This is a genomic window from Pelagibius sp. 7325 (genome assembly GCF_037652055.1).
In the GTDB taxonomy this organism is placed as follows: Bacteria; Pseudomonadota; Alphaproteobacteria; order Kiloniellales; family Kiloniellaceae; genus Pelagibius.
Map to the genome: position 1 here is coordinate 1 of NZ_JBBKAH010000017.1, position 20,109 is coordinate 20,109.

A 20,109-nucleotide genomic window follows, 5' to 3' on the forward strand; every position below is an offset into this window, starting at 1 on the left:
TCTGCTCGGCGATGTCCTGGATCAGGCTGATCACGTCGCCGATCTTCTGCGCCGCCTCGGCCAAACCCTCGACCTGTGTGTTGGTGCGCTCGGCCTGGGCCACGGCGCGGCCGGCTACGTCGCTCGACTGGTTCACCTGGCGGCTGATCTCGGAGATCGAGGCGGACAGCTCCTCGGCCGCCGAAGCTACCGTCTGCACGTTGCGGCTGGCCTCCTCGGAGGCGGCGGCGACGGCCGACGACTGCCGGTTGGTTTCCTCCGCGGTCGCCGACATGGACTCCGCGGTCGACTGCAGCTCCGTCGTCGCCGAGGCCAGCAGGCCCAGGACGCCGGAGATCGTCTGGTCGAAGTCCTTGGTCAGCTGGTCGACCTTTTGGGCCCGCTCCTCGCGCGCCTTGCGGCCTTTTTCCTGCTCGGCGGCCAGCTGTTCGGCCTTGATCATGTTCTCCTTGAACACCTGCACCGCGGCGGCCATCAGGCCGACCTCATCCTTGCGGCCCTGGGCCGGGATTTCGGTCGTTTTGTCGCCGCCGGCCAGCTTCTCCATCGCGGCGGTCATGGCGATCACCGGCTTGGAGATGCCGCGGCCGACCAGCACGGAGAGCACCAGGCCGAGCACCAGAGCGATGAGGGCGCTGGCGACGCCGATCCACAGGGCGCTGTCGATCTCGGCGGCGGCCAGCGGGCCGAGAGTGTCCTGCGCGGCGACGGCCGCCGTCTGCAGCTCCTCGAGGTCCTTCGCGGCCTGGCGGCCGAGCGGATCGAGTGTCTCAGCGATGATGCCGTTGCGCTGGAAGATCACCTTGGAGACCTCGGCAAAGGCCGCCTCGTAGGCCTCGACCAGGGCCATGAAGTCCTGCGCCTGCGAGCGGCTGCTGGAGGAAACGAGGTTGCGCAGCAGGGCCTGATGGTTTTCGCGCAGCTCGGCAAACTCCGAAGCGACGCGGTCGGTCTGCTCCTGGGCGTTCTCGACCAGGAAGCGGTTGGCGTAGAGGCGCGCCAGCAGCAGGTTGCGCTCGGCCATGCCGGCGCTGAAGACGGCGGCCGCGTTGCCTTCACTTTCGGCGCCCTGCATGATGCCGGTCAGCAGACGCTCGGCGTCCGGGCCGACGCTGTTCAGCACCTCCACCAGCCGATTGCGCTCGTTGCGCAGCGGGATCAGTGAGCCGAAAGTCGCGTGGTACTTCTCCAGTTCCTCGGCCGTCTTCTGGACCAGAGTCACCTGGGCCGGCTCGGTGAACAGCTGCAGGGCGGCCGCCAGGGAAGCCCGGGACGATTCAACCCGCTGGTTGACCAGCTGCACGGCCTCTTCGCTGCCGGTCAGGATGAAGTCCTTCACCCGGATGCGCGCGGACAGCAGCTCCGCCTGCGCTTCCGCCGCGCCTTTGGTCTGGCGGGCCAGCGAGCGGTAGTCGGAGAAATTGCTTTTTGCCGAGCTCAGTCCCCAGACCGAGATGCCGGCGGAAACCAGCAGCAGCGCCAGGATCGAGCCCGAGCTGAGCGCGACCTTCGTGGCGACTTTCATGTTGTCGAGAAATGACATGGTAGACGGCCTTCTTCGCTGACGGACCGCGGGCGCGGACCGAATTGCAATCTGTCAAACTTGGTTCGGGAATCAGGCTCGTGCGTCGGGCGCGGCACCGGCGGCGTCGCAGCTCCCGCTTGGGAAGCGAGGCTCCTCGATCCGCAAAAACTATCCTGGTAATCTTTGACGGACGATTAATCAAAAAGAGTATTGATTTAGATCAATACGTGCAGGGGGTCTCCCTGGAGACCGGGCGCGGTCCGTGGCGATCTTCCGAGCGACCGACTATGCTTTCGCCTTCTTGCTGAGTTCGCGGGCGAGACCGACAAACGCCTTGAGCGCGGCTGAAGGATTGCGCCGGCCTGGATAGTAGAGACAAAGATCTGCAAGCGGCGGTGTCCAGTCGTCGAGCACGCGCGTGAGGCGCCCGGCCGCCACATCGTCACGCACATCCTGTTCCATGAACAACCCGATGCCCGTGCCGTCCAGCACGGCCGCGCGCGCCAGACTGGATTCGTCCAAGGTGATCGGCCCGGTCACGTCGATTTGTGCCGTTTCCCCGCGCTTCTCGAAATGCCACCTGAACAGCGCCCCGTTCGGCAAGCGAACGCGAATGCATCGATGCTTGACGAGATCCGCCGGCGTGCGGGGCTTCCCATGTTTCTCGAAATAGCCTGGTGAGGCGACGACGGCATAGCGTTGCGGCCGGCCAAGCGAGACCGCGATCATGTCGGCGGGCACGAGGTCCGCCCGGCGCACGCCCAGATCGAAGCCTTCGGCGACGATGTCGACCAGCCGGCCCTCGGTCACCAGGTCGATATGCACCTCGGGATGGCGACGCAGGAACCCCAGGACCAGCGGCGAGATAATCTCCCGCGCGCCCGCAGCGAAAGCATTGATGCGCAAGGTTCCGGACGGGCTCGCCTGCTGCGAACGGACGGCGTCCATGGCGCCATGGATGTCCTGCAGAGCCGGCGTCACCTGTTCCACGAAGAGGCGGCCGGCGTCAGTCAGAGAGACGCTGCGCGTCGTTCTGTTGAACAGACGCACCCCGAGCTTCGCCTCCAGCTTCGCGACGGCGTTGCTCAGCGCCGTCGTCGACATGCCGAGGGCCAGAGCCGCGCCGCGAAATGAACCCCCACGGGCAATGGCGACGACGGCGTCGAGGTCGCTAAGGGCAGGCCGGTACATCGCCTCTTTTATTCAACAAAACGTGATAACGCATCCCGATTTATCCCTCTTTTCTGGATTTCTGTCCAGGCTTAGATCTCCAGGGCAGGTCACACTCAGCAGAGAGACGGTCATGGAACTGCCAACACCCGTTCAAACCTTTTTCGACGCAGAAAGGCCCGCCGCCGCTGCTCCCATCGGCGCGTTCGCGCCTGATGCCGTCGTCAAGGACGAAGGCAAGACGCATGTCGGTCATGCCGCCATCGAGGCTTGGTGGCGAACCGCCAAGGCGCAGTATCAGCACACGGCCGAGCCGTGCGAGATCCTGGAGGAGTCCGGCCTCACGGTTGTCCGCGCGAGGGTGAGCGGACGGTTCCCGAGCAGCCCCGCCCTTCTCACCTTCACCTTCCAGGTCCAGGACGGGCGGGTCGCGGCGCTGGAGATCGGCGTATGAGCGGCTTTCTCCAGCTGCAGGACAAAGCTGTGCTCGTCACTTCGGGTACCCGCGGCGCCGGCGCCGCGACCGTTGCGCTGTTTCGGGAACTCGGGGCGCGCGTTCTGACGGTCGCGCGGTCACGGCCGGCCGCGATGCCCGATGCCATGTTCGTCGCCGCTGATCTTGCAACGGCGCAAGGCTGCGCCGACCTTGCCGCTGCCGCGCGCGAACGCCTCGGCGACATCGACATTCTGGTGCACATGCTGGGCGGCTCGTCCGCGCCGGCGGGGGGCTTTGGCGCGCTGAGCGACGCCGAATGGGCAAAGGAGCTGGACTTGAACCTGATGCCCGCCGTGCGCCTGGACCGCGCGCTGGTGCCCGCCATGGTCGAGCGGCGCCGTGGCGTTGTCATCCACGTGACCTCGATACAAAGCACCCTGCCGCTGCCGGAGGCGACGACCGCCTACGCAGCCGCGAAAGCGGCACTTTCCACCTACAGCAAGAGTCTCTCGAAGGAGGTTTCGCCCAAAGGCGTGCGCGTGGTGCGCGTGTCGCCGGGCTGGATCGAGACCGAAGCCTCCATCCGTCTGGCTGAACGGCTCGCAAAGGACGCCGGCACCGATCTTGAAGGCGGCAAGGAGATGATCATGAAATCTCTTGGCGGCATTCCGATCGGACGCCCGTCGACACCGGAAGAAGTCGCAAACCTCGTCGCGTTTCTCGCTTCCGACCGTGCGGCCACCATTACCGGCGCAGAATACGTCATTGATGGCGGCACGATACCAACCGCGTGAGGAGACACCTCCGCACCTGCCCTTGAATCAGAAAGCAAAAAATCATGATCTCCCTCATCCGCAGCACCATCGTCGCTGCAGCGGTGGTCGCCGCTGTCGCGGGCCACGCACAAGCCGAGCCGATCGCACGCATCCCGGACAATCAGGCGGTACGAAACGTCGTGCTCGTTCACGGCGCCTTTGCCGACGGCGCGGGCTGGCGCGGCGTTTACGACGAACTGACTGCGCGCGGCTACCGCGTCACCATCGTGCAGAACCCGCTCACCTCGTTCGAAGACGATGTGAACGCCACGCGCCGGATCCTGGCGCGGCAGGACGGGCCGAGTATTCTCGTCGGTCATTCCTACGGCGGCGCCGTCATTACCGAAGCCGGCATCGATCCGATCGTGGCGGGTCTGGTCTACGTCTCTGCGCTCGCCCCCGATGTTGGTGAGAGTACGGGTGATCAGTTCGCCGACATTCCGGCGCCTGCCGAGTTCGTTATCGAAACCGGGCCCGACGGCTTCGGCTTCGTCAACATGGACCTCTTCAAGGCTGGATTCGCCGGCGACACTGCCGATGCTGACGCGGCCTTCCTGCGCGACTCGCAAGTGCCGATCAACATGGCGATCTTCGGCACGCGGCTCACGCAGGCGGCATGGCGCACAAAGCCCAGCTGGGCGGTTGTCGCGACGCAGGATCGTGCGATCGATCCGCGCTTGCTGAGGCAGCAGGCCGAGCGCATCGGTGCCGGGATCACGGAAATCGAGGCGAGCCACGTTCTGTTCTTCACGCAACCGCGCGCGGTGGCCGATGTGATCGATGCTGCGGCGCGCACGGCGTCGCTGGCCGCCGCCCGCTGACCGCTGACCGCGCTCTGGATTCTCGAACCGCCGGCCCGCCAGGCGGTCGATGCGGGCGAGCCCCCCTGTTCTCTACGAGGAATGTGAAATCATGGACGATCGTGCCCGGCAGAATGACCCAGACTTCGCGGTGCGTGCGCGTGAGAACCAGGCGCGGCTGACGTCGGCGCTTCAGCCCAGTTACGACCTCATTGTGTGTGGCGCCGGATCCTCCGGTTCCGTGGTTGCCCGGCGGCTGGCGGAGAACGCCGACGTGCAGGTCTTGCTGCTCGAGGCGGGCGGCTCCGATGAATCCGAGGCTGTCCTGGATCCGGCCTTGTGGCCCAGCAATCTCGGCAGCAATCGCGATTGGGGCTTCAGGGCGCAGCCCAATCCCCACCTCGACGGGCGCGAAATCCCGATGTCCATGGGCAAAGGCCTCGGCGGCGGATCGAGCATCAATGTCATGGTTTGGGCCCGGGGCCATAGAAGCGACTGGGAGCACTTCGCGTCGGAAGCGGGAGACTCCCGATGGGGCTATGAGAGTGCCCTCGGGATTTATCGCCGGATCGAGAACTGGCAGGGCGCGCCCGACCCGAAGTTCCGCGGAACCGGGGGGCCGCTTTGGGTACAGCCGGCGCCATCTCCGAGTCCGATCGCGCTTGCCATGTTGGATGCCGCGCGCGAGCTCGACATCCCCGTGTTTGACCATCCCAACGGACCCATGATGGAGCGGGCCGGCGGCGCCGCCATCACCGATCTGCTGGTGCAAAACGGGCGGCGTCGTTCCCTTTATCGGGCCTATGTCCATCCCTGGCTCGATCGGCCGAACCTGACGGTTCTCACCGAGGCGCTCGTGCGCCGGGTCGTCTTTCAGGGTCGTCGGGCGACGGGCATTGAGCTTGTGCACGACGGGAAGCCTATGGTCATTGGCGCCCGTATGGAAGTCGTGCTGTCATTGGGTGCGATTCAAACCCCCAAGGTCTTGATGCATTCAGGCATTGGCGATCGCGCGGAGCTGGAGACCTTCGGGGTCTCTGTCGTTGAGAACCTCCCCGGCGTCGGACGGAACCTGCAGGACCATGTTTCCTTCGGCTGTACCTGGGAACTCTCAGAACCGCTGGCACCGCGAAACAGCGGCAGCGAAGCGACCATGTACTGGAAAAGTCGGCCCGAAATGCATGCGCCGGATTTGCTGTTCTGCCAGGTCGAGTTTCCGGTGCCGAGCGAGCGGACGGCCGCGCGGGGCGTGCCGGCCCACGGGTGGACGATGTTTGCGGGGCTCGCGCGTCCTGAGAGCAGGGGGCGTCTGCGCCTTCAGAGCGCCGATCCGGCCGATCCGCTGATCATCGAGGCAAACTTCCTGTCCGATTCCAGAGACGTGACGACGGCGACGGCCTGCGTGGAACTCTGCCGCGAGATGGGCAATGCGCAGGCCTTCCACCCCTTCGTGCGCGGCGAAGCGATGCCGGGGAACCTGAAAGGCGATGCACTCGATCGCTACATCCGCGATGCCGCGGTGACGTACTGGCACCAGAGCTGCACCGCTAAAATGGGTCGCGACGCGATGTCGGTCGTGGACGGCGCACTCAAGGTCTACGGCGTAGACGCGCTGCGGGTGGCCGACGGCTCGATCATGCCGAGGGTCACGACCGGGAATACGCAAGCGCCCTGCGCCGTCATCGGCGAGCGGGCCGCCGAGATGATCCGGGAGACGCACGGCCTATAAGCTTCCAGCGAGGCGCGACGATGTTGTCCGGCTTCATCGGGGCCGCCGGCTGCGCCAGGAGCGCTCTGCGAGGCCTCTACCTGAGTGCGACGGTCACGCTCTCGATCGAGCCGGTGAACGGAAACGGTGGCTTGTAGGTGAAGTCGACGGCCGAGCCAACGTCCATGCCGACATCGAGACCTTCCCCAAGCGACATCTGGATCGGGATCGTGTTCTCGAGTTCGCCGCCGGCCACTTCGGCGCCGTTGACCTTGAGCGTCACCGTGGCTCCCTTGCCGACCTCGCCGGCCGCTCCGTGGTAGTCGAAGTCGACCTCGAGTTCCGCTTTGCCGGCCGGCAGGGGATCGGCACCGGCGATCGTCGGCCGGTCGAGCGCCAGGTAGTTGTAAACGAACGTGGGCCGCCCGTCGCGCAGGTACAGCCCATAGCCGCCGACCAGCCCGCCCTGGGTCACGATCATGCCGTCGGCGCCGCCGTCGGGCACTTCGATCCTGGCGGTGATCGTCCAGGATTTGTTGAGGACGCGCGGCGACGCGTCGGCTGCCAGGCCGACCTGGCCGGGATAATAAGTGAAGGTGGTCGCGTCGCCGGACAGGACCGGCCGTCCCATCGCCTCGGCGTTCAGCCGCTCCACGGCGCGGCCGTCGAGCGGCAGCACGTCGTAGCGTGCCGCCTCGGCCCACCAGAGATCGCGGAGCTGACGAAGCTTCTCCGGGTTTGCGGACGCCAGGTCGCGCGCCTGGGAAAAGTCCTCGTCGATGTTGTACAGCTCCCATTTCTGCTTGTCGGGATCGTAGGCTTCCCGGATCGAGATCCACGGGGCGGAGGCCGGTGCCGACGCCATCCAGCCGTCCTGGTACATGCCGCGATTGCCGAGAAGCTCGAAGTACTGCTTGGTCCGGTGCTCCGGAGCCTCCGCGTCGAGCAGGCTGGCGGCGAAGCTCGCGCCCTCGATCGGCTTCTGGTGCACGCCGTTCAGTTCCTGCGGCGGGGTGATGCCGATGACCTCATAGAGCGTGGGCACGATGTCGATCGTGTGCACGAACTGGTGGCGCAGGCCCCCGGCGTCCCTGATCTTTTCGGGCCACGAGATGATCATCGGGTTGCGGGTGCCGCCGAAGTGGCTCGCCACCTGCTTGGTCCACTGGAACGGCGTGTCCATGGCGTGCGCCCAGGCGGAGGGAAAATGATTGAAGTGCTTCGGCCCGCCCAGCTCGTCGATGACCTTTATGTTCTCCTGCCAGGTCTCGGGAAAGCCGTTGAAGAACAGGTTCTCGTTGGTCGAGCCCTCCAATCCGCCCTCGGCGCTCGAGCCGTTGTCGCCGGCGATGTAGATGAAGATGGTGTTCTCGGCCCCGGGCAGCGCCTTCACCGCTTCGACGATGCGGCCCATCTCGTGGTCGACGTTGGCGCCGAAGCCGGCGAAGACTTCCATCATCCGGGCATACAGCCGCTTCTGATCGTCGTTGAGCGAGTCCCAGGCCGGCAGCCCCTCGGAGCGGACCGTCAGGTCGGTGTTCTGCGGCACGACGCCAAGCTCCTTCTGCCGCGCCAGCGTGTGCTCGCGGTAGGCGTCCCAGCCCGCATCGAACTGGCCCTCGAACGGCTTGATCCATTCGGCCGGCACCTGGTGCGGCGAATGGGTGGCGCCCGTCGCGACATAGAGGAAGAAGGGCCGGTCGGGCGAGATCGACTTGACCTTGCGGACCCAGGCGATGGCCTTGTCGGCGAAGTCGGTCGTCAGATAGTAGTCGGGATCTTCCGATGTTGGCACGAGGTTCCGGTTCTCGTAGAGAATCGGGTTCCAATGGTTCATGTCACCGGCGTTGAAGCCGTAGAAGTAGTCGAAGCCGAGGCCGTTGACCCAGCGGTCGAAGGGGCCGGCGGCGCTGCCTTCCCAGGCTGGCGTGTTGTGGTTCTTGCCGATCCAGGCGGTCATGTAGCCGTTCTGCCGCAAGACCTCGCCGATCGTCCCGGCACTTTTCGGAATGATCGAGGTGTAGCCGTCATATCCGGTCGCGGCTTCGCCGATGACGCCCGTCCCGACCGAATGATGATTGCGTCCGGTGATCAGCGCAGCGCGCGTGGGCGAGCAGAGCGCGGTCGTGTGGAAACGGGTGTACCGCAACCCCTCGGTCGCCAGGGCGTCCATCGTCGGAGAGGTGATGCCGCCGCCGAAGGTCGCGAACTGGCCGTAGCCCGCGTCGTCGAGCAGGATCAGCACGACGTTCGGCGCGCCCTCAGGTGCCTGCACCGGTTGCGGGAACTGCGCCGGGTCGGAATCCTCGACGCTGCGGCCGACATCGCCGGGGAAATGAAAATCGGGCCGCGGCAGCACCGACGGGGTCGACGCTTCGGGCCAGACCGACTCATCCTGCGCCATGGCCGGGACTGAGACACAGGTTGTAGCAAGAATGAGCGCGGCAGATACGAGCTTTTGCATCAGTCTGGTCTCCCGAGATCGCATAACGCCGACATGCTCGCGCGGCTCGCCACGCAGACGAGAGAAACGCTCCTCGAGCCCTATCACGCAGAACCGACGAGGCGATAGTTGGACCTTGGGGCAATGAGAAAGGCTGATGCTTGCCGCTCGCTCGGCGGCGGGAGGCGGACCATTCGCGGTTCCTGCGTATCCAGGGTCGCGGTCGATGTGACTGAGTGCCGCGGGAAGCGCAGCGATTTCGTAAAGGTGCAGCAATGATGATGTCAGGCAGCCCAGCCTGAAACGAGCGAAGCTGACGATCGGAGATTCGCAGCCGATCGCAGCCAATCTATGTCGGCTTACGGCCAAGGAGTCGACCAAACTGCAGCCCCGGAGGCGGGGGCCGCGGGGTGCCAGGAGGGGACCTCTTCTCCCGCATCTAACCCGGAAAGTTACCCAGCGGAACGCTTGCACGGCATGAAGACAGACGCCGAAAATCGATGAAGGCCACCGAGCCGGCCGGCAAGCGCCCGCGCTCTGTCGTCGTCGTCGAGAAGCGCGAGGTCCACTTCCAATGGTTGAGAGCTTAAAGCCGATCCGATCTCCCGAACCCGGACAAGGGCTGCACAAGGACGGCTCTCCACACCCGGTCAGGTCACATTCGAACGACGAAAACTCGCAAATCCGGCCAGCGGAATTACGCTCAACCTGTCGCAAGGCGCTTGAAAACACCTCTACTGCGCTTCTCAGAAGGGTGCATCGGCCTCACCTCCGCCCGGCAGAGTTGGTCGCAGCCGCCGCGAGCTATGGAGCGAAAAAGAGCGAGCTTCCATCATCGCGGCCATCCTGCTGATAACCATCGCCACGGCCGCGCGGGCCCTGATCGACAGCAGTGTGATGCTGTTCCTAACGGCCTCGGCCGTCGGCGCGGGCATCGCCGTAGCAGGTGCGCTGATCGGTGGCTTCGTCAAGAGCAACTTCCCGCATCGGGTGACGCTGATCGTGGGCCTGTACGCCATATCGCTCTGCCTTGGCGCCACGCCGTCGGCAGCTCTGACCGGGCCATTGGCCAGCATGGCGGAAACCTGGCGCGTCGGCGCCGGGGTCTGAGTCCTGCCCGGCCTGCCCGGCCTGCCCGCCATCGCGGCCTGGATCATCGTGTCACGGCATGCAACTCCCGCTCTGGATGCTGTCTGGCGTGCCCCTCGTGATGCTGTTGCTCACACCGTTTCTGGCAGGGGCCGGCAGAAGGCGATCCTCCCATAGGATCATGCCGGGCTGCGGGGATGCACCCTTGTGCGGCCCTGCACTCCCCAAGGGAGTAGAGGGCCGAGGCGGTGCGGTCGAGCTGGTCATGGGCAGGTCCCTTGGATGGGCAGGTCCCTTGGAAGTGTCGGTTGCATGGAACACGGTCGCCGGTTCAACTGTCGACCGTGGCGAACTGCTCCAGCAGCCGGCTGGCCGCGGACGCGGAAGAGGCGGGATTCTGCCCGGTCGTCAGAAGCCCGTCGGTGACGACGTGGACGCCCCAGTCGTCGGTTCGCTCGAACTGACCGCCCAGCTTGCGCATCTCGGTCTCAAGCAGGAAGGGCACGACATCGCTCAGACCCACGGCATCCTCCTCGGAGTTGGTCCAGCAGGTGAGCGCCAGTCCCTCCACCAGCGGTGCGCCGTCCGCCTTGACTGCATGGCGAAGCGCTGCAGGACCGTGGCAAACGAAACCGATGGGCCTGTCCGCTTTCCAGAACGCCTCGATCAGCGCGATCGAGGTGCGATCCTCGGCCAGGTCCCACATCGGCCCGTGACCGCCGGGATAGAATACCGTGTCGAAGTCGTCCGCCGACACGTGCGACAATTTCACGGTGCTGGCAAGCGCCGCAGTGGCCTCGGCGTCTGCCTCGAATCGGCGGGTGCTCTCGGTCTGGTACGCGGGGTCGTTGCTCACGGGGTCGAGAGGAGCCTGCCCGCCCTTGGGCGACGCCAGGGTGATGTTTGCGCCTGCGTTCTTGAACACGTAGTAAGGCGCTGCAAGCTCTTCGAGCCAGAAACCTGTCTTCTTGCCGGTATCGCCGAGGGCGTGGTGTGAGGTCAGAACGATCAGAACTTTCATCTGGTAATCCTTTTTCAGAAGGGTGGATGTTGAGCGGCGTTGAAATCGCCGTCGGTTCACCTCACAGCGCAGCCCCGGATCGGCAGCCGCGTCCTGTTTCAGTATGGGACCGCGTTTCCGGATGGTGCGGCGCTTGGGTCGGATTCGGTATTTCGTCAGGTTGGAGCCGTAGCAGCAGGCTAGCCGATGCTGATCCTGATCGCGTTGCGCCGATTGCGGTGAAACGCAGGCGCCGGAAAGAACCGGCGCTCCATTTCCGGGTTCTGCCCGCGAGGCGCAAACAGAGCGGCGGAACTTCTTGCTCGCCTAGAGAATATCCGGTGCAACCACCCTGTGCTGCAGCAGTGCGCCACCGATGCGCTCAACGAAGGCGTCGCCGGTAAGCACGCTGTTGTACTGGTAGATATAGACACTCTCCGGCTGCGTGAGCGTGATTGCCTGCACCGCATCTTCGGGTCCGAGAGCATAGGGCGGATAAAGCGGCAACAGCGCGAGATCGATGTCACGCAGCGCCAGCATCACGGTTTCCTGTCCTTCATGCGCGGTTTCCGTACATGTGCAGATTTGTAGAGCCGACCGCGACGCTTACGTTGCGACTATTGCGGTATGTTGGCCGTTCGTGCGCAATTCAAATGAAACGCCGGCACGCGCGCTGGGCGGTGAGCCGGGATTCTCTTATTTGATCTGACAGCAGTGCGATCTCGCAGCGGGCCTTTCGGTCCGCAGAATTGATCAGAAGGAGGATCACAAATGAAAGTTTTCATCGTCGGAATTGCGGGCGGCGTCGGCCGTCGTGTCGCAACCCGCCTTGCCGAGCAGGGTGATGACGTCGGAGGACTGGTCCGCAGATCGGCCCAGGTCGCGGACTTCGCGACAGAAGGAATAACCGCCACCCTGGGTGATATCGTCAAGCTCTCGCCCGAGGAACTCGCCGAGATGATACGCGGCTACGACGCCACCGTCTTTACGGCAGGGGCCGGCGGAAAAGGCGGGCCCGAGACCATCGACCAGATCGACGGTGCAGGCCCCGGCAAGCTGGCAAAGGCCGCCAAGATCGCCGGCGTCAGCCGGATAGTGCTTGTGTCGGTCTTCCCCGAGGCCTGGCGCGAGCGGCGCATGGGCGAAGAGTTCGAGCACTACATGGTCGCCAAGAAACAGGCCGAGAGTGAACTCGTCCTCACCGACCGGGACTGGGTCATCGTCCGCCCGTCCGCCCTGAACAACGATCCCGGCATCGGGCTGGTGGACCTTGGCCTTGCGAAGGTTCATGAGGAGATCACTCGTGACGACGTGGCCGAAACCGTGGTGGAGATCCTGCGCCAGCTGGACGTCAGCCGCATCATTCTTGAGGTGACCGGCGGCCCGACCCCGATCGCAGAGGCTGTTTCAGCGATGGCCGGGGCTGGCCGCGCATAGCAATACGATGGGTTGCACCGTACCGGCCGTTGCGAACTAGAATTTTCCACTTCTGAATGGATGAAGGAGGAAGAGCCATGAAGCATAAGCGATTTAGCGAAGAGAAGATCATCGGCGTGCTGAAGGAGCTGCTGCAAAAACATTGGTAGGCCCATGGCGAAGCACAAAGCCGTAGGCTTTCTGATGGCAGAGCTCGGCCTGAGCGAGCGGCGCAGCTGACGCATCGTGGGTCTGGCGCGCTCGGTGCAGCCGTATCATCCCGTGCCGAAGGACGACGGTTCCATCGTCGAGCGGCTCAAGGCGCTGGCGTCGGAGAACTGCCGCTACGGGTCACGAAGCGACCTCAACGCTGTCTTTGGGGATGTCGGCTCTGCTGCTGCACTCGGACGTTTGCCCGGGTGGCCCGGCAATTCCACGGGTTCATTCTCGACTCTGAGAATTCTGCGTTAAAGCTCTCGCGTGAGTACCCCCGATATCGCCGTCGGCCGTATGCCCAGGCTCTCGAGGCCCGGCAGGTCGGGCGGGGCGATGTTGTCCTGCTTCATCAGCGCCACCTGGCCTTCGGTCAGCGGCGGCGCCGGCAGCGCGCCGGCGGCGAACGCAAGGGCATCCCACACCGCGAAGGGGACGGGAATGAGGCGCGGCCGCCGCCCGGCGTGGTCCATCACCAGTTCGAGAATCTGGCGGTAGCTGTAGATCTGCGGCCCGCCCAGTGCATAAAGAGGCGCCGGTGCGTTCTCTCCCGCCTCACCCAGGGTCAGCACCTGTGCCGCCGCCTCGGCGACGTCCCCGGCGAAGACCGGCTGCAGTCTCTTGTCGCCGCTTCCGAACAGCGGGATCGCCGGCAGCCGCCGCACCAGCGACAACAGCGTGGTGAGGAAGGCGTCGTCGGCCGCGAACATCACGCTGGGCCTGAACACACTCACCCGGGGAAAGGCCGCGCGGACCGCCGCCTCGCCTTCGCCGCGGCAACGCACGTAGGCCGAGCGCGCCTGGGCGTCGGCACCGAGGCCAGAGAGATGCACCAGCCGCGCGACGCCCTCGCGGCCGCAGGCCGTGGCAACCTTTGCCGCGCCCTCGACGTGGATGGCCTGGAAGGTCGCCGCGCCACGCTCGACATAGAGCCCGACAGCGTTCACCACGCCCTCGGCGCCGGCCACCGCCGCCGCGACCGACGCGGCATCGCGCACGTCGGCCCTGATGGCGGAGAGCTTCCCGGCGGCGGCCGACGTCGTCTTTCCGGCCGCAGCGGAGCGGCTGGCGATGCGCACCTGCAGGCCGCGTTCGAGCAGCCGCTCGACGATCCGGCGGCCGAGGAAGCCGTTGCCGCCAAAGACGGTGATTTTCCTGATGCGGGCGATGGGCCCCGGGTCGATGGGCCCCGCGTCGGTGGGCATTTCGGCAGCCCTCTCGAAAAGCCTCCGGCCCGGGCTCTCGCGTATTCTCGACCGAAGGGCGACCTACAGCCTGGGTGCCTGGGCCAGCCGCTGCAAGAGCCGTTTCAGGCTGCGCCGCTCCGCCGGGCTCAGCGGCGCCAGCAGCAGGGCCTCGGCCTCTGTCAGGCGTTCCTTGTACATCACGAAGAAGTCCCCGCCGTCCGGCGTGAGGACGTAGCCGATGCAGCGACCGTCCACGTCGTCCGCGCGCTTCTCCAGGAAACCGTCTTCCAGCAGCGGCTTCATGCCGGTGGTGACCACCGAGGGCGCCGTCACCATGGACTCGGCGATCTCGCCGTGGGTGATGCCGGGGTTCATCTGAACCAGTTCCAGGATGCCGTACTGCAGCGGCGACAACCCGCTGCCCTCGAAGGCGCGCGCGAAGGCCGCCTGGCTGCGCAGGTGGGCGCGGCGGAACAGGTGGCCGAAGGCGTCGTGCAGCAGGCCCGTGCGGACCAGCAGCAGCGCCTTCCTGTCGGTCACGCCCATGGGACGGAGCCTGGGCCGGCCCCAGGGAGAGCGGGTGCCGGGACGATGGAGGGCCGGCTGTTGAGGGCGTCCTTGTCGAAGCCGGCGAGCTGCTTGTAGCGCCGCGCGGTCTCCTCCAGTTCGTCGGTCGCCATCACGTCGGCGATGCGCCGGAAGCCGTCGGGCGCCAGCTCCTCGACCCGCTGCATCACCTGCTCCGGTCCGTTCTGGCGGTTGGCCAGCACGATCTTGGCGGTGGCCGGTCGCCGCTCGGCCTCGTAGGCCTGCAGCGCTTCCGCCGTCATGCCGTGCGCCAGGATTTCGCGGGTCAGCACGCGCGCGTCGAGGATCGCCTGGGAGGCGCCGTTGGAGCCGATGGGGTACATCGCGTGGGCGGCGTCGCCCAGCAGCGTCGCGCGCCCCTCGCTCCAGCGCGGCAGGGGATCGCGGTCGACCATGGGATACTCGTAGACCGCCGCGGCGGCGCGGATGAGGGCCGGCACGTCCAGCCAGTCGAAGCGCCAGTCCTCGAACTGCGGCAGGAAGTCGGCGAGGTCGCCGGGGCGGTTCCAGTCCTCGCGCCGCCACTGGTGGTCGGCGGCGAACTTGCGCTCGGCGATGAAGTTGATGGTGGCGTTTCCATCACCGTCCGGCGCGGAGATCGGATAGGCGACGAACTTCTGGAACTCGTGGCCGGCCATGATCATCGAGCGGCCGGTGAGATAGGGCTTCGCCCTTGCGGTGCCGCGCCACAGGATCGCGCCGTTCCAGATCGGCGCGCCCTCGTCCGGATAGAGCGTGCGGCGCAGGGCGGAATGGATGCCGTCGGCGCCGACCAGCAGCGACCCGGCGGCGGTGACGGCGGCGCCGGTCAGCTTGTCGCTGAACTGCGCCGCCACGCCGTCCGCCGTTTCCTCCCAGGCGTCCAGGTGCCGGCCGGTGATGATGCCCTGCGGCCCCAGGCGCTCGCGCGCGGCCTCCAGCAGCATCATCTGCAGCGCGCCGCGGTGGACGGAGAACTGCGGCCAGCGGTAGCCGGCGGCCTCGCCGCGCGGCTCCGACCAGATGAGCTGGCCGCGCTTGGAGTAGTAGGCCAGCTCCGCGGTGCGCACGCCCAGGGCGTCGAGCCGGTCGAGCAGGCCCAGTTCGTCCAGCTCGCGCACCGCATGGGGCAGCAGGTTGATGCCGACGCCCAGCGGCTTGATCTCCGCCGAGGATTCGAAGACCGTCACCGGCACTCCCGCCTGATGGAGCGAGAGCGCCAGGGTGAGGCCGCCGATGCCGGCGCCGGCGACGAGGACCGTCATGGCCGCTACTTGTTGCCGGCGTAGTCGGCGATGAGGGCCCGGGCGTCGTCCACCAGGGCGGCGCCGTCGTAGCCCTTGCCGTTCATCTCCTCGATCCACGCCGCCACGACCGGCTCGGCGGCGGCCTTCCAGCGCTCGACCTCGGCTTCGTCCAGCAGGATCATCTTGTTGCCGGCTTTCTTGGCCGCCTCGATGCCGGGGGCGTCGCCCTCGTCCATCACGCGGCCGACCCACTTGGAGGCTTCCAGGCCGGAGTTGGCGTCGAGCACGGCCTTCAGGTCGTCGGGCAGCGCCTCGTACTTCGCCTTGTTCATGGCGAAGACGAAGAAGGAGGTGTAGAGCCCGCGCGTCCCGGCGAAATAGGTGTGGCTGTCGACCAGCTCGGCGACCTTCAGCGGCGTGGTGACTTCCCAGGGCACCACCGTGCCGTCGATGACGCCCTTGGAAAGCGCCTCGGGCATCGCCGGCACCGGCATGCCGACCGGCGTCGCGCCCAGCGCCGAGAGCAGCGCGTTGGCCTGGCGCGTCGGGCCGCGCAGCTTCAGGCCCTGCATGTCCTCCAGCTTCTCGACGCCGTTGCCCTTCACGTGCAGCAGCCCGGGGCCGTGGGTGTGCACGGCGATCAGGTGGATGTCCTTGAACTCCTCGGTCAGGTGCTTCTCGTAGAACGTCCAGGCGGCCTGGCTGGTCGCCTCGGCGCTGGCCGGCATGAACGGCAGCTCGAAGGCCTCGGTGGCGGGGAAGCGGCCCGGCGTGTAGCCGGTCAGCGTCCAGATGATGTCGACCACGCCGTCGCGCGCCTGGTCGTAGAGCGCGGGCGGCTTGCCGCCCAGCTGCATCGAGGGATAGAGCTCGAAGGCGATGCGGCCGTTCGACTCCTGGGTGACCTTCTCGGCCCAGGGGGCGATGAAGTTCTTCGGCACCGGCGCCTGCGGCGGCAGGAACTGGTGGATGCGCAGGGTCACTTCCTGCGCCGGGGCCGGGCTGGCGCCGGCGAAGGCGGCGGCGGCCGCCACACCGGCGGCGGCGAGAATCGTGCGAAGTCTGGTCATGTGAATTTCCTCCCAGTCACCGCGCTGTGGCGGCTTCATTATTGTTTACCATGTAAACGAATTTTGCGGCATCGGGTCAAGGGTCTGATCAGGGGGGCACGCCGCGCAAGATGTTCCAAATGTCTGCCCCGGGGGATAGCATGGAGCCATGAGCGAGCCGCGTCGCCACCAGAGCCATCCTGCGGCCGTCGATCGCCCGAGGCGATGGGAGGCGGGTACCCACCGGTGCTGAACGTTCCGGACCATCCCCACGGGTCGAGCGCCGCGCACCAGGACGGCCGGCGCCATGCCCACGCCCATGCTCACGTCTACGTCTTCGACGATCTGCATTTCATGTGGCCGCAGGGCCGGTGAGGGCGCGGCACCGTGGCTGATCTCGCTGTCTATGGCGGGCTGTTCCTGGTCGCCTTTCTTGCGGCGACGGTGCTGCCGGCGCAGTCGGAAGCCGGCCTCGCGGGCCTCATCCTCTCCGGCCACTATCCGGTCGCCCTGCTGGTGGCGGTCGCGAGCCTGGGCAACACCCTCGGCGCCCTGGTCAACTGGCTGCTCGGGCGCGGCGTCGAGCGCTTCAGCGGCCGCCGCTGGTTTCCGGTGAAGCCGGCGCAGCTTGACCGCGCGGCGCGCTGGTATCACCGCTACGGCAGATGGAGTCTGCTGCTGAGCTGGGTGCCGTTCCTCGGCGATCCGCTGACCGTGGCCGCCGGCGCGCTGCGCGAGCCGCTGGCCAGCTTCCTGCTGCTGGTCGCGATTGCGAAGACCGGCCGCTACCTGGCCGTCGCCGCCCTGGTTCTCAGTTGACGCCATGGCCATGCTGCAATTCTTCTTCGATCTTCAGCGCGACATCTACCTGGCCTTCGCCGGCCGCCTGACGGTCTTTGCCGAGACCGGGGACTGGTGGCTGCTCGCCTCCTACCTGCCCGTCGGCCTCGTCTTCGGTGCCGCCCACGCGATGACGCCCGGGCACAGCAAGGCGGTGCTGGCCGTTTACCTGAGCGGGTCGCGGGCGGGCCTCGCCCGCGCGCTGCTGATCTCCCTCGTTCTCTCGGCCACCCATGTCGCCATGGCCGTCTCCATCGTGCTGCTGTCGCTGCCCGTGGTCTCGGCGATGCTCGGCAGTTCGGGACGCGCGCCGTTGCTGGAGGACATCAGCCGCGGCGTTCTTGGCCTGATCGGTGTGTGGATGCTCTGGCAAGCCTTTCGCCGCAAGGACATGACGCACGGCCACGACGGAGAACAGGGCGCGGCCTTCGGTTTCGTCGCCGGCCTCATCCCCTGTCCGCTCACGCTGTTCGTGATGACCTTCGCCGTGGCGCGCGGCGTGCCGGAGGCCGGCCTCGTGTTCGCCGTGGTAATGATGGCGGGCGTCGCCGTCACCCTGTCGCTGGTCGCCGCCGCCGCGGTCTGCGCGCGCGGCTGGGCGGCGCGACTGCTGGCCGGGCGGGCGTCCCTGCTGGAGCGACTGTCGCGCGCGCTGCACGGCCTTGCCGGGCTGGTGCTCGTGGCCATCGCGCTGAACGAGCTGCTGTCTCCCGTGCATCAGTACGGCAGCCCCACATAGTTCTCGGCCAGCACGGTCTGCGCCGCCCGGGAGCTCATCAGGTAGTCGAACTCGGCGCGCTGGATGCGGTCGCCGAAGCCCTCGTTCTCCGGGAACTTATGCAGCAGCTGGGTCATCCACCAGGAAAAGCGCTCGGCCTTCCAGATGCGCTTGAGCGCACGGGCGGAGTAGGTCTCCAGCCCGCGCTCGTCGCCTTCGCCGTACCAGGCGATCAGCGCCTCGGAGAGATAGTGGATGTCGGAGGCGGCGAGGTTGAGGCCCTTGGCGCCGGTCGGCGGCACGATGTGCGCGGCGTCGCCGGCCAGGAACAGCCGGCCCCAGCGCATCGGCTCGGCGACGAAGCTGCGCAAGGGGGCGACGCTCTTCTCGATCGCGGGGCCGGTGACCAGCCTGGCGGCGACCTCGGCGGGGATGGTGCTTTTCAGGCGCTGCCAGAAATCCGCGTCGGACCAGTCGTCCGGGTTCTCGTCGGCGCGGCACTGCACGTAGTAGCGGCTGAGCTCGGGGCCGCGCAGGGAACACAGCGCAAAGCCCGTGTCGTGGCGCGCGTAGATCAGCTCCTCGTTCACCGGCGGCGTCTGCGACAGCACGCCCAGCCAGCCGAAGGGATAGACGCGCTCGAAGGTCTTCAGCACCTCGGCGGGGATCACCTGGCGGCTGACGCCGTGATAGCCGTCGCAGCCGATGACGAAGTCGCAGTCGAGGCGCTCCGCCACGCCGTCCTTCGTGAAGGTCAGGTAGGGCTGGTCGCTTTCGAGGTCGTGCGGCGTCACGTCCTCGGCCTCGTGGATCACGATGCCGCCCAGGGCGTCGCGCGCGGCGTAGAGATCGCGCGTCACCTCGGTTTGGCCGTAGACCATGACGGTCTTGCCGCCGGTCAGGCCCTCCAGGTCGATGCGCAGGCGGTCTTCCTGGTAGGCGATGTTCACGCCGCCGTGGACCTGGCCGTCGCGGTCCATGCGCTGCGCGACCTCGGCCCGGCGCATGAGGGCCTGGAAGCCCTGTTCCAGCACGCCGGCGCGGATGCGGCCCAGCACGTAGTCGCGGCTGCGGCGCTCCAGCACCACCGTCTGGATGCCCCTCAGGTGCAGGAGCTGCGAGAGCAGCAGGCCCGAGGGGCCGCCCCCGATGATTCCAACCTGGGTATCCATCCCGGAAGACCTGTCCTTTCACGGCCCCGTGGCCTATTTTTAGGCATTACAGACCCGGCGGCGGCCCGGGCGGAAGGGAGGCTTCGGACAAATCTCTGGACAAATCGAACATCGTCAGGGCGAGCCCGGCATGGCCAAGTTGGGCATCCCGAACTTCGCCCTCTACGGCGAGGCGCCGGGGCGTCAGGGGTCGCACGGCGCGCCGTTTCCCGACGTGCTGCACTGCGAGTCCATCCCGGCCCGGGCCAGCCTGCACGACTGGACCATCGCGCCGCACCGCCATCACAACCTGCACCAGTTCTTCTGGATCGAGCCGCCTGCGGAGTCAGGCGGCGGCGACGGGGGTGAGGCCAGCCTGGAAGGCAAGGCGCACCCGCTGGCCCCGGCGGCGGCGCTGAACCTGGCGCCGATGAGCGTGCACGGCTTCCGCTTCCGGCCGGGCACCGAGGGCTGGGTGGTCACCCTGCCGGCGGCGACCCTGGCGGGCGCGCTGGCGGCGGCCCCGGAACTCGCCGCCGTGCTGTCGCGCAGCGCCGTGCTGCGAACGCCCGATCTCGACCGGGCCGCGTCGCCGGCGTGGATCTTCGCGGCGGTGGCGCGCGAATACGCCGGCACCGGCCTCGGCCGCGCCACCGCGCTGGCCGCGCTGGCCGGGCTGCTGGCGGCCTGGTTCGCCCGCGCCCTGGCGGCGCAGGCGGGCGGCGATACCGCGCC

Annotated in this window: 19 protein-coding genes and 1 pseudogene; 10 read left to right on the top strand and 10 right to left on the bottom strand. The window is 67.0% G+C overall.

Features of this window, described 5'->3' with window-relative positions:
• The coding region (locus WDC82_RS24930) for a methyl-accepting chemotaxis protein (RefSeq protein ID WP_340120163.1) at positions 1–1,543 on the bottom strand (1,543 nt) is incomplete at its 3' end.
• A gap of 267 nt (positions 1,544–1,810) precedes the next feature.
• A complete protein-coding gene (locus WDC82_RS24935; protein ID WP_340120164.1) occupies positions 1,811–2,716 on the bottom strand; it encodes a LysR substrate-binding domain-containing protein in 906 nt (301 codons plus the stop codon).
• Between the two features lie 112 nt (positions 2,717–2,828).
• Here WDC82_RS24935 and WDC82_RS24940 point away from each other — a divergent pair, with 112 nt between their 5' ends.
• The 4 genes from WDC82_RS24940 (at position 2,829) to WDC82_RS24955 (ending at position 6,475) form a co-directional block, all read left to right on the top strand.
• Positions 2,829–3,149 carry a nuclear transport factor 2 family protein gene (locus tag WDC82_RS24940; protein WP_340120165.1) on the top strand — a complete coding sequence of 107 codons (321 nt, stop codon included), beginning with the start codon at positions 2,829–2,831 and terminating at the stop codon, positions 3,147–3,149.
• Positions 3,146–3,925, top strand: coding sequence for an SDR family oxidoreductase (locus WDC82_RS24945; RefSeq protein WP_340120166.1), 780 nt, complete (start codon positions 3,146–3,148; stop codon positions 3,923–3,925). The genes WDC82_RS24940 and WDC82_RS24945 overlap by 4 nt, the downstream gene beginning before the upstream one ends.
• A 44-nt stretch (positions 3,926–3,969) precedes the next feature.
• Positions 3,970–4,767 (top strand): alpha/beta hydrolase, encoded by a 798-nt coding sequence (locus tag WDC82_RS24950; RefSeq protein WP_340120167.1) that lies wholly within the window; start codon positions 3,970–3,972, stop codon positions 4,765–4,767.
• Between the two features lie 91 nt (positions 4,768–4,858).
• Positions 4,859–6,475: a GMC family oxidoreductase N-terminal domain-containing protein gene (locus WDC82_RS24955; RefSeq protein ID WP_340120168.1), complete on the top strand. Its 1,617-nt coding sequence runs from the start codon at positions 4,859–4,861 to the stop codon at positions 6,473–6,475.
• Between the two features lie 76 nt (positions 6,476–6,551).
• On the opposite strand, the gene WDC82_RS24960 is transcribed toward WDC82_RS24955, so the two are convergent.
• Entirely contained in the window at positions 6,552–8,918 is a 2,367-nt protein-coding gene (locus WDC82_RS24960) for an arylsulfatase (protein ID WP_340120169.1), read from the bottom strand.
• Between the two features lie 876 nt (positions 8,919–9,794).
• Between WDC82_RS24960 and WDC82_RS24965 the strand changes: the two genes are divergently transcribed.
• The gene (locus WDC82_RS24965) at positions 9,795–10,007 is read left to right on the top strand and encodes a hypothetical protein (RefSeq protein ID WP_340120170.1); all 213 of its coding nucleotides are present in this window, start codon (positions 9,795–9,797) and stop codon (positions 10,005–10,007) included.
• A gap of 310 nt (positions 10,008–10,317) precedes the next feature.
• On the opposite strand, the gene WDC82_RS24970 is transcribed toward WDC82_RS24965, so the two are convergent.
• Together WDC82_RS24970 and WDC82_RS24975 are read right to left on the bottom strand one after the other, a co-directional pair.
• Positions 10,318–11,007: a type 1 glutamine amidotransferase domain-containing protein gene (locus tag WDC82_RS24970; protein WP_340120171.1), complete on the bottom strand. Its 690-nt coding sequence runs from the start codon at positions 11,005–11,007 to the stop codon at positions 10,318–10,320.
• A gap of 306 nt (positions 11,008–11,313) precedes the next feature.
• Positions 11,314–11,526, bottom strand: coding sequence for a hypothetical protein (locus tag WDC82_RS24975; protein ID WP_340120172.1), 213 nt, complete (start codon positions 11,524–11,526; stop codon positions 11,314–11,316).
• Between the two features lie 231 nt (positions 11,527–11,757).
• Here WDC82_RS24975 and WDC82_RS24980 point away from each other — a divergent pair, with 231 nt between their 5' ends.
• On the top strand, positions 11,758–12,423 hold the full coding sequence (locus WDC82_RS24980) for an NAD(P)-binding oxidoreductase (RefSeq protein WP_340120173.1): 666 nt from the start codon (positions 11,758–11,760) through the stop codon (positions 12,421–12,423).
• 446 nt (positions 12,424–12,869) lie between these two features.
• On the opposite strand, the gene WDC82_RS24985 is transcribed toward WDC82_RS24980, so the two are convergent.
• The 4 genes from WDC82_RS24985 to WDC82_RS25000 form a co-directional block, all read right to left on the bottom strand.
• The gene (locus WDC82_RS24985; protein ID WP_340120174.1) at positions 12,870–13,820 is read right to left on the bottom strand and encodes a complex I NDUFA9 subunit family protein; all 951 of its coding nucleotides are present in this window, start codon (positions 13,818–13,820) and stop codon (positions 12,870–12,872) included.
• Positions 13,821–13,883: 63 nt separating this feature from the next.
• A complete protein-coding gene (locus tag WDC82_RS24990; protein WP_340120175.1) occupies positions 13,884–14,348 on the bottom strand; it encodes a MarR family winged helix-turn-helix transcriptional regulator in 465 nt (154 codons plus the stop codon).
• Entirely contained in the window at positions 14,339–15,634 is a 1,296-nt protein-coding gene (locus WDC82_RS24995; RefSeq protein WP_340120176.1) for a flavin-dependent oxidoreductase, read from the bottom strand. Before WDC82_RS24995 ends, WDC82_RS24990 begins: the two co-directional genes overlap by 10 nt.
• Positions 15,635–15,639: 5 nt before the next feature.
• Positions 15,640–16,686, bottom strand: coding sequence for a TRAP transporter substrate-binding protein (locus WDC82_RS25000; RefSeq protein WP_340120177.1), 1,047 nt, complete (start codon positions 16,684–16,686; stop codon positions 15,640–15,642).
• Positions 16,687–16,911: 225 nt separating this feature from the next.
• Between WDC82_RS25000 and WDC82_RS25005 the strand changes: the two genes are divergently transcribed.
• Genes WDC82_RS25005 through WDC82_RS25015 form a run of 3 tightly spaced genes read left to right on the top strand, consistent with a single transcriptional unit; the run spans position 16,912 to position 18,244 of the window.
• Positions 16,912–17,040, top strand: coding sequence for a hypothetical protein (locus WDC82_RS25005; protein WP_340120178.1), 129 nt, complete (start codon positions 16,912–16,914; stop codon positions 17,038–17,040).
• A gap of 12 nt (positions 17,041–17,052) precedes the next feature.
• Positions 17,053–17,484: a YqaA family protein gene (locus tag WDC82_RS25010; protein WP_340120179.1), complete on the top strand. Its 432-nt coding sequence runs from the start codon at positions 17,053–17,055 to the stop codon at positions 17,482–17,484.
• A 4-nt stretch (positions 17,485–17,488) separates the two neighbouring features.
• Entirely contained in the window at positions 17,489–18,244 is a 756-nt protein-coding gene (locus WDC82_RS25015) for a hypothetical protein (RefSeq protein ID WP_340120180.1), read from the top strand.
• Here WDC82_RS25015 and pobA read toward each other — a convergent pair.
• Positions 18,223–19,395, bottom strand: coding sequence for a 4-hydroxybenzoate 3-monooxygenase (gene pobA, locus WDC82_RS25020; RefSeq protein WP_340120181.1), 1,173 nt, complete (start codon positions 19,393–19,395; stop codon positions 18,223–18,225). The genes WDC82_RS25015 and pobA overlap by 22 nt on opposite strands.
• 130 nt (positions 19,396–19,525) lie before the next feature.
• Between pobA and WDC82_RS25025 the strand changes: the two are divergent.
• A pseudogene (locus tag WDC82_RS25025) lies at positions 19,526–20,109 on the top strand (hypothetical protein); the annotation flags it as partial.